Source organism: Pseudoalteromonas sp. SR45-5, from assembly GCF_014163565.1.
Classification (GTDB): domain Bacteria; phylum Pseudomonadota; class Gammaproteobacteria; order Enterobacterales; family Alteromonadaceae; genus Pseudoalteromonas; species Pseudoalteromonas distincta.
The window spans coordinates 1-8,092 of record NZ_JACJDN010000122.1; the positions used below are offsets into that span (position 1 = coordinate 1).

Annotated in this window: 7 protein-coding genes; 2 read left to right on the forward strand and 5 right to left on the reverse strand. The window is 39.2% G+C overall.

The window, feature by feature from the left end; all coding sequences use genetic code 11:
* Positions 1 to 280 precede the first annotated feature (280 nt).
* Positions 281 to 1,438 (forward strand): benzoate/H(+) symporter BenE family transporter, encoded by a 1,158-nt coding sequence (locus H5072_RS06745; protein WP_002959155.1) that lies wholly within the window; start codon positions 281 to 283, stop codon positions 1,436 to 1,438.
* Between the two features lie 114 nt (positions 1,439 to 1,552).
* On the opposite strand, the gene H5072_RS06750 is transcribed toward H5072_RS06745, so the two are convergent.
* From H5072_RS06750 to H5072_RS06770, 5 genes are all read right to left on the reverse strand, one after another.
* Positions 1,553 to 2,602, reverse strand: coding sequence for a DUF2955 domain-containing protein (locus H5072_RS06750; protein WP_182693075.1), 1,050 nt, complete (start codon positions 2,600 to 2,602; stop codon positions 1,553 to 1,555).
* A 10-nt stretch (positions 2,603 to 2,612) separates the two neighbouring features.
* The gene (locus H5072_RS06755; protein ID WP_182693076.1) at positions 2,613 to 3,677 is read right to left on the reverse strand and encodes an HlyD family secretion protein; all 1,065 of its coding nucleotides are present in this window, start codon (positions 3,675 to 3,677) and stop codon (positions 2,613 to 2,615) included.
* Positions 3,678 to 3,685: 8 nt separating this feature from the next.
* Positions 3,686 to 4,153, reverse strand: coding sequence for a MarR family transcriptional regulator (locus H5072_RS06760; RefSeq protein WP_024595849.1), 468 nt, complete (start codon positions 4,151 to 4,153; stop codon positions 3,686 to 3,688).
* Positions 4,154 to 4,286: 133 nt separating this feature from the next.
* Positions 4,287 to 5,171 (reverse strand): spermidine synthase, encoded by an 885-nt coding sequence (locus tag H5072_RS06765; protein ID WP_182693077.1) that lies wholly within the window; start codon positions 5,169 to 5,171, stop codon positions 4,287 to 4,289.
* Positions 5,164 to 5,787: a fused MFS/spermidine synthase gene (locus H5072_RS06770; RefSeq protein WP_154902841.1), complete on the reverse strand. Its 624-nt coding sequence runs from the start codon at positions 5,785 to 5,787 to the stop codon at positions 5,164 to 5,166. Before H5072_RS06770 ends, H5072_RS06765 begins: the two co-directional genes overlap by 8 nt.
* A 168-nt stretch (positions 5,788 to 5,955) precedes the next feature.
* Between H5072_RS06770 and H5072_RS06775 the strand changes: the two genes are divergently transcribed.
* Positions 5,956 to 8,037 carry a TonB-dependent siderophore receptor gene (locus H5072_RS06775; protein WP_024595846.1) on the forward strand — a complete coding sequence of 694 codons (2,082 nt, stop codon included), beginning with the start codon at positions 5,956 to 5,958 and terminating at the stop codon, positions 8,035 to 8,037.
* Positions 8,038 to 8,092: the final 55 nt, after the last annotated feature.

Below are 8,092 nucleotides of genomic sequence, written 5' to 3' on the forward strand. Positions count from 1 at the left end.
CTTAATTTTATAATTCCTTATAAAATATAAGGATATTTATTTTTGGTTTGTTTTTTGCTCTTTTTAGTATTGGTTTTTAGTAGTGTTTACGCGGGCTTTGGCGCAGTTGTAGGTACTTGTTTGTTTAGTTAAATACAATGGTTAAAAGTGACTTTTTGACGTTAATTACAATGAAAAATAAAAAGTGAATTTATTTCACCTTTTGTAAACCAATCGCTAATTGCAATGTAATTATTGGGCACGTATGTTGTGAGCTGCATAAATGCATTACGAGGAATTTATGAAGGTGTCTGATCAGTTGCTTAACCGAATTACAGCAGGACTTGTGGCTGTAATTATTGGTTTTTCGAGTTCTATTGCATTAATTTATCAGGTAGTGATAACCCTTGGTGGTACGCCCGATTTAGTAGCTAGTTGGATTTTAATGCTCGGTTTAGTGATGGGCACAACGTCAATTGGTTTATCGTACTATTACAAAGTACCTGTTTTAATTGCGTGGTCTACCACGGGAGCTGCATTACTTATTTCAAGTGCCCAAGGGTATAACTTAAATGAGGCTATTGGCGCGTTTATGCTCAGTGCATTGCTCGTGTTTTTGTCGGGGGTTACGGGCTGGTTTGAAAAAATAATGAACCGTATTCCAAGTGAGCTTGCATGCGCCATGTTGGCCGGCGTGCTTGTTACCTTTGGTATCGATGTGTTTAATTTTATGAACGACATGCCTTTAGTAATTGGTTTAATGGTCGTTATGTACTTTATTGGTAAACGCTTTTTTGCCCGCTTTGCTATGTTAAGCGTGCTTATTATAGGTGTATTACTCGCTTGGCAAATGGGCCATATTGATACCAGCGCGCTGCACTGGAAAATGAGCGAATTTGCTTATATTGAACCCGCTTTCCACTTGCAAGCATGTATTAGTATAGGTTTACCACTTTATATAGTTACCATGACTTCGCAAAATTTACCGGGTATTGCGGTTTTAAAAGCACATAAATATAAAGCGCCTATATCTGCATCTCTTAATGTTACTGGCTTTGTAAATATGCTTAGCGCTCCTTTTGGAGCCTACTCTATTAATTTAGCCGCGATTACCGCAGCTATATGTATGAGTGATGAGGCGGATAAAAATCATGATAAACGTTATTGGGCGAGTATAGCGGCTGGCGTATTTTATATTTTAATGGCGTTGTGCGCAGCTACATTAGTTGGCTTGGTAGCAAGTTTACCCCAGGCACTTATTTTAGCTTTGGCGGGCATTGCGCTATTTGGCACCATTGCTAATAGTTTGCAGCAAGCCCTTAGTAGTACTGAATATACTGAGGCTGCAATAGTCACTTTTTTAGTAACTGCATCTAACTTAACATTACTTTCAGTGGGGTCTGCTTTTTGGGGGATTATAGCGGGTGTGCTAACGCTTATTATCACCAGGAAAGACTAAAAACTGTGAATATGTAAAGCGAAAATACTGCTCATATAGATGATTAAAATAGTTTAACCAAGCTTATTAAAAAGGCTGCAATTGCAGCCTTTAGTTTTACATAACAGGGTTTATCTAATCATAAGTATGATGGCGAGTTACGCTAAACCGATTAAGTATATGGTGCATAACATACACAACACATAAGCTTAAGATTATAGCCACAGATACCGAACTAAACCGGTACATTGCACTATAAACAAGATCTTGGCCTGGCCCGAGTGAATTTCCAAACAAAATACCAAATGTAGTCAATACACCAAAACCAATGCCAGGTATGCCTCCGCCTAAAATATGAAAGCGCGCAAAAACAAACGAAAGTATCCACAAAATAGCCATCGGAAAAAGTAAAAAATCAGAGTGACTATACAAAAATAGTTGCGATAGTAACGCTGCATTACAGCCTATAAGCGTTCCAATTGCTCGCTGCCAACCGGCCATACCTGCGGCTTTCCAGCACAACGAAAATAAAATAAGCACAGAAGCTGCCTGCGCAGATATTGAGTCTTGTAAATCAAGAACCTGAAAAACAACAAAAGAGAGCGTAGCCACGGTTGAGCATAACAATACCTCATGGCGAATACTTTCTTTTGCTTTAGCTGGCATTACTCGCCCGGGCCTTGCGGTTACATCAGGAAATAGGCCATGCATTAATGCTCCAATAATAACGGTTAAAAGAATAGCCAACCCATTAGTTAAAATTAATGGATAAATACTGCTTCCTTGATCAACATAGCTGGAAAAATGCAGCTGAATAGAAAGACTGATCACGCCTAAAGCGCCAAATAAAAAGGCACTACCGCTACTCATTTTATGAAATAAAAAGCAGAAAACACCAAACACTAACAATGTCATAACGACTGGTAAGTGAGAAAATAATCCCTGCATTATCAGCACTATAAGTGCGCTAAATGCAGCAGATGCTATAAATTGATTTATAAGCCCACGACTTAACGTAGGTACCATGCCCAATATCAACATAGGATAAACGGTAAAAAATATACCATTGGGCCAGTTCATTAATTCACTAATAGTAAAGCCAAGGGTACACCCACCTGCAATGCGCAGTGCTTGGCGAAGGCCATTGGAGTCTAATTGTGGGCCTTGGCTAACAATTTGAGTCATAAAGCCTCCATTAATAAATGTAGTGTAACCAGCTAATAAACCTGATTTGTGCAGAGCCAAACCATTGCCCAATTGTTGATTCTGGTAATAATTGTACTGTTGCACGTGAGCCACTAGGCATGTTTGCTATTAAGTCTTGATGATTAATGAGCTTTAAGTGAATGCGTTGACGCTGTGCATCACGCACCCAACGATTACTGGTTTCTGTTGTACTTAGTAAACCATTAGCACTAAGTTGACCACTGCTAACGCCTGCTTCAAATGTTTCAAGTATTGCGTCGTAAACTTCACCTGGACGGCTATCAAATACTACGCGCGCTTGGGTGCCTTGCTTCATATTTGTGAGTGACTTTTCTCTAAAGTCGGCAACTAAATCTGCCTTTTTAGCAACAATAGCTAATAACGGGCTGCCTGCAACTGCGTATGCGCCGTTTAATAATTGTAAGTTAGCAACTACGCCGTCACTTAATGCGCGCACTTTTGTGTAGGATAAATCTAGCTCAGCTTGCGCTAACTGGTTAGCAGCGTGGCGCATGGCTAAGTTTTTGTTCCCTGAGTCACCTCTAGCTAAAACCGCTTCAGCTAACTGCGCTTCAAGGGCTGCAACATTTGCTTTACTCGCTTCAAAATTAGCACGAATGCTTTCAAGTTCTTGCTCCGATATAGACTTTTGCTTATAGAGCTTTTCGCCTCTGCTTTTTAATAGTTTTTGCTCATGCTGTTTAGCGTTTGCAGCACTTATTTGTGCCTCAAGCGCTTTAACATTGGTATCAAGGCGTTTATTTTGTAATTTGGCATCATCAAGGGCGAGTTGAGCTTGTTCTTTAGCTAAATTATATGGGCCTTCATCGATACTAAATAATATATCGCCTGCTTTAACTGATTGGTTATTAGTAACTTGCACACTAGTGACTCGGCCACTAATTTGCGGTGATATTTGCACAACAGGGTGATAAACACGTGCTTGTGGTGTCACAGGCAAAACCATATCGGCCACTAAATAGTAAATAAATACTAAGATAAACCCTATGAGAGAAAACCTTACATAGCGTGCAAACTTTTGATCCGGTGTCATTTTTAGCCTTACTTATTAACTTGAATACATTTAAGGGCGTTTTGCTCTATTTTGATCAAACCAAATGCAATCGCATCTAGTTGCTCAACAGATAAACCGCTGTATAACTGATTTTTTATATCGGAAATAGTCTCTTGCAATGAATGTAAAATGGCATCACTTTGTTCAGTAAAATAGAGTCTTTTACTGCGCTTATCATGTTTGTCTACACGGCGAACAATTAACGATTGCTCCTCTAATTGCTTAAGCGTACGAGTCAATGAAGGCATTTCTATCCCTAAGCTATTAGCAAGCTCAAGTTGTGTTAGTCCCTCACCACGCATACTAATATGCATTAGTGCAGTCCAGCGCGATTGAGTAAGCCCTAAAGGCTCGACTGCAATGGTTACCGCTTCGCGACATAAGCGATGAACTCGGCCCATATTACCGATAACAGTTAAATCGAGTGTTTCGTGAAAAGGTTTGTGTGTAGGCATAGCCATCCCAACATAGTTAGCAAGCTAACTATTTTATCATTACTTAGCTTGCTAAGTAAATATATGATAGAGTGGGAAATGGTAAAATATTTGCTAAACCTCACTTGTAGAAATGGTGAGGTTTAGCAGGAGTTTAAAAGTTAAGTAAATTAGCAGGGGAGTATTGATCGGTAAGTACTTTTGTATCTGCGGGCCAATCTTGGTCGTTTTTAGTAAATTGCATAAATTGGCTAATCGCTTTTATGTCTATACCGTATTTTACTAATTTAGGGGCGAGAGCATTTACACGCGTGTTAATTTGCGCTTCGCTCGGCATTGATTTAAGTCCCGCTAAAATAATACGATTACTACGATTTTCGCGACTTACATTTATAAAGTCGCCAAATACAGCGTGGTAAGTTGCCGACTCATGCTGATAAAGTTTACTACTTGAAAACGTATTTGCAGCTATAACACCGCCTTCGGCTAATACGCTTTGTACTTCTTCAAAAAACTCTTTAGTAAGCAAATGCTCCGGAATATAGTCGCCGTTAAATGCATCCAAAATAATCCAATCGTACTTTTGTTTTTTAATTGCGGCACGTTTTATAAAAATACGGCCATCTTGCACGCTTGATGTCACTAAATCGTTTTCTATAAAGTTAAAGTAATCGCGTGCAACTTTAGTTACTGCGGGATCTATTTCAACATTATGAATTGTTGCAGTGGGGTATAGCTCATGAATAACGTTAGAAAGCGTACCGCCTCCTAATCCTATAATAAGTACATTTTTAGGATTATCGGCTACTAAAAGGCTCGCAAAAGTAAGTTTAGTGTAATTAAAAACAAGTTTGTCGGGATTGTTTTTATACATACAGCTTTGGCTTGTTTGGCTACTTTTAGTATTAAATTTAAGGCAACGTAAGTCGCTCGTTTCTTCAACAATAATATTGCGATAAAGCGAGCGCTCTTCGTGGATAACTTTACTGCACGCAAAACCCGAAAATGCAATTAACGGCAGTAGTAGATATTTAAGCATGAGCAAGCTCCTTATTATTAGCCAAGGTATTAATTACAATCGCGACTAAACCCAGTGACCCAAGCGTTAGAGCAAAGGCGCTAATAATTGTATTTACGTCAAACGCGAGTACAAAGTAAAAAGAAGTAATAATAGTACCCAGTGCACTGCCAAGCGTACTTACAAAGTATAAACGCCCAGCGACTTGGCCGCTTTTATCGCTATCGGTTACCAGTAAGCGGACAGAGTAGGGCGAGATCATGCCTAAAATAACGGTAGGTATAAAAAATAAAGCAGTTGACGCTAAGAGCGAGCCGTAGCGGCTATCTTCAATATGGGTGAATATAAATTCCATTATTGGCTGCGAAAATAATGTAATAGGCACCACCATAATGCTGGCTATTAAAAATATTAAACCATATCTGGTAAGTGATGCATTTTTAGTGCTGAGTTTACCGCCAAGTAAATACCCAAAAGATAAACTAAGCATAAATACTGTAATTATACTGCCCCAAATATGTACGCTACTACCAAAAAAAGGGGCGAGAATTCTCCCTCCTAAAAGTTCAATCCCCATAATGCAAAAACCGCTGCAAAAAGCTAAAAAGTAAATTAACGCGTTTGTTTTTATGCTCATGTAATTATCGTTATGTAACTTAAGTAGAACACTATACTAACGTGATGACACGGCAGTCGCTAGTGCATTAATTAATCGCTCAGTGATTTTTTAAAAAGAAGTTTTGTTATAAAGTAACACATGCTACAATTTTGTTATACTATAACACTTGCTTAGTTAATCAATCACATGAAGTACTCTTTAATTTATTTAGCCTGCCTAGGAATTAGTGCGCCCAGTATTGCGCAAGATCAAAAAGAAGAAATCGAAAAAATATCTGTCACTTATAAACAAGCTTATCGCGGTGATATTCCTCAAAAGCAAATGCCACAATCTATAGTTAGTATTAATAGTGCTGAGCTTAATAAAAAAGGAATTACTCAACTACAAGATGCGCTTGATTTTTCAGCTAGTATTTCACGTAAAAACAATAGCGGTGCATTGTGGGATAGCTTTTCTATTCGTGGCCTTTCGGGTAACGAAAATATGCCATCGGGCTATTTAGTTAATGGCTTTAGCGGTGGGCGTGGTTTTAGCGGCCCGCGTGATGTATCTAACATTGATTACATTGAAGTACTAAAAGGCCCAGGTTCAGCACTTTATGGGCGATCAGAGCCAGGCGGGACTGTAAATATTGTAACTAAAAAGCCACAGTTTGATTCACAAGGTGAGCTAAAACTAAGCTTAGGCAGCGACAGTTTTAATCGCGTTGAAGGCGATTACACCAGCGGCATTAACGATACCACCGCGTTTAGAATAAATGGCGCATGGCAAGATAGTGACAGCTACCGCGATGAGGTATACACCAATAAAAAGGTGATTACGCCGTCTATATATCATCAAATAAACGCATCGACCAGTGTAACTTATGAGTTTGAATACGTAGATTTAGCTCAGCTATTCGACCGTGGTATTGTTGTACTCGATAACGATTTTGACACCCTACCAAGCTCGCGCTATTTAGGTAACCCAAACGATGGAGATACGCAGGTTTACTCTCGAGGCCACCAAATTACGTTAAATCACGATATTAACGAGGAATGGTCACTCGTTGTAGGTGCAAATTATCGAGACTCTAGCTTAACGGGTTTTTCGTCAGATGCAGAACTTGCACCGTCACGCCAATCGTTATTTGACGATGGCCGCACACTTACCCGCCAGCAGCGCTATCGCGACTACGAAGTAGAAGATTTAAGTGTAAAGTTTGAAGTTAGTGGAAGTTTAGATACAGCCGGCATTTCGCATCATTTATTAATAGGTATTGATGCATATAAATACGATTTGCGCACGGCGCTTTCTCGTTATCGTGGCGGTAATGGCACTTATACTATTGATATTTTTGAGCCTGATTATTCTGGTGAACGTCCTGCTGTTTCGCTACTTTATGAAAATGATGAAGAGCAAAACGCTTACGGTATTTACATTCAAGATCAAATGGATATCACTGATAAGTTTAAACTTTTACTTGGCCTTAGATTTGATAGCGTAGACCAAGATATTTTAGAAACCAACAGCGGCGTGTTTTCGACCAGCTCTGAAAGCCAAATAAGCCCACGCGTTGGCGTAGTGTATGAACTAAATAATACTATAACCTTTTACAGCAGTTACTCTGAAGGCTTTTTACCACTGAGCGGTACTGATGCAAACGGCGACCCCTTTGGCTTTGAGTACAGCGACTCGTTTGAAGTTGGTGCTAAGTTTGAATACCTAGGTGTAAACGGTACTGTGGCACTTTTTGATGCTTCTAAAAGTAATATGTTAGTGGCAGATCCAGTAAACGTTGGTTTTTCGGCTCCCATTGGTAAAGCTGATAGCAAAGGGTTTGAGCTTGATTTAAATACCTATATTACCGATGCAACAGCATTTAACTTATCGTACGCCTATATAGATGCCACCACAGCAAACGACATTATTAATGCCGATTGGGGCGTGCCAATAGAAAAAGGCAGCCCACTGGTAAATGTACCAAAAAACAATCTAAACCTTACACTTAGCCATCAAACAGCATTAATGGGTAAAGAGCTTGAATTTGGTGCAAGTTACCAATATACCAGCAGCCGCCTAGGTGATGCCGCAGATTTGAGCTTTAGACTACCAAGTTACCAATTGGTCGGCCTGTTTGGTCAATTAAATTTAACAGATAAAACAGAGCTAAATGTGAGTATTAATAACATTTTTAATGAAGACTACGCTCAAAGTAGTTACAACGCTTTGTGGGTTTATCCGGGGGCGCCTACGCAATTTAAAATGTCGATAGCTTATAATTTTTAATAGCTTAGCTTATTAAGCTTTTAAACAGTTTTCATCCTGAAGCGTCTTAATTTAA

Bases quoted from the DNA above. Each gene is read 5' to 3' on its own strand.
- H5072_RS06750 (WP_182693075.1), bottom strand. From the start codon at position 2,602: ATGACTCAAATTGTTAGCCAAGGCCCACAATTAGACTCCAATGGCCTT.
- H5072_RS06765 (WP_182693077.1), bottom strand. From the start codon at position 5,171: ATGCTTAAATATCTACTACTGCCGTTAATTGCATTTTCGGGTTTTGCG.
- H5072_RS06760 (WP_024595849.1), bottom strand. From the start codon at position 4,153: ATGCCTACACACAAACCTTTTCACGAAACACTCGATTTAACTGTTATC.
- H5072_RS06775 (WP_024595846.1), top strand. From the start codon at position 5,956: ATGAAGTACTCTTTAATTTATTTAGCCTGCCTAGGAATTAGTGCGCCC.
- H5072_RS06745 (WP_002959155.1), top strand. From the start codon at position 281: ATGAAGGTGTCTGATCAGTTGCTTAACCGAATTACAGCAGGACTTGTG.
- H5072_RS06770 (WP_154902841.1), bottom strand. From the start codon at position 5,787: ATGAGCATAAAAACAAACGCGTTAATTTACTTTTTAGCTTTTTGCAGC.
- H5072_RS06755 (WP_182693076.1), bottom strand. From the start codon at position 3,677: ATGACACCGGATCAAAAGTTTGCACGCTATGTAAGGTTTTCTCTCATA.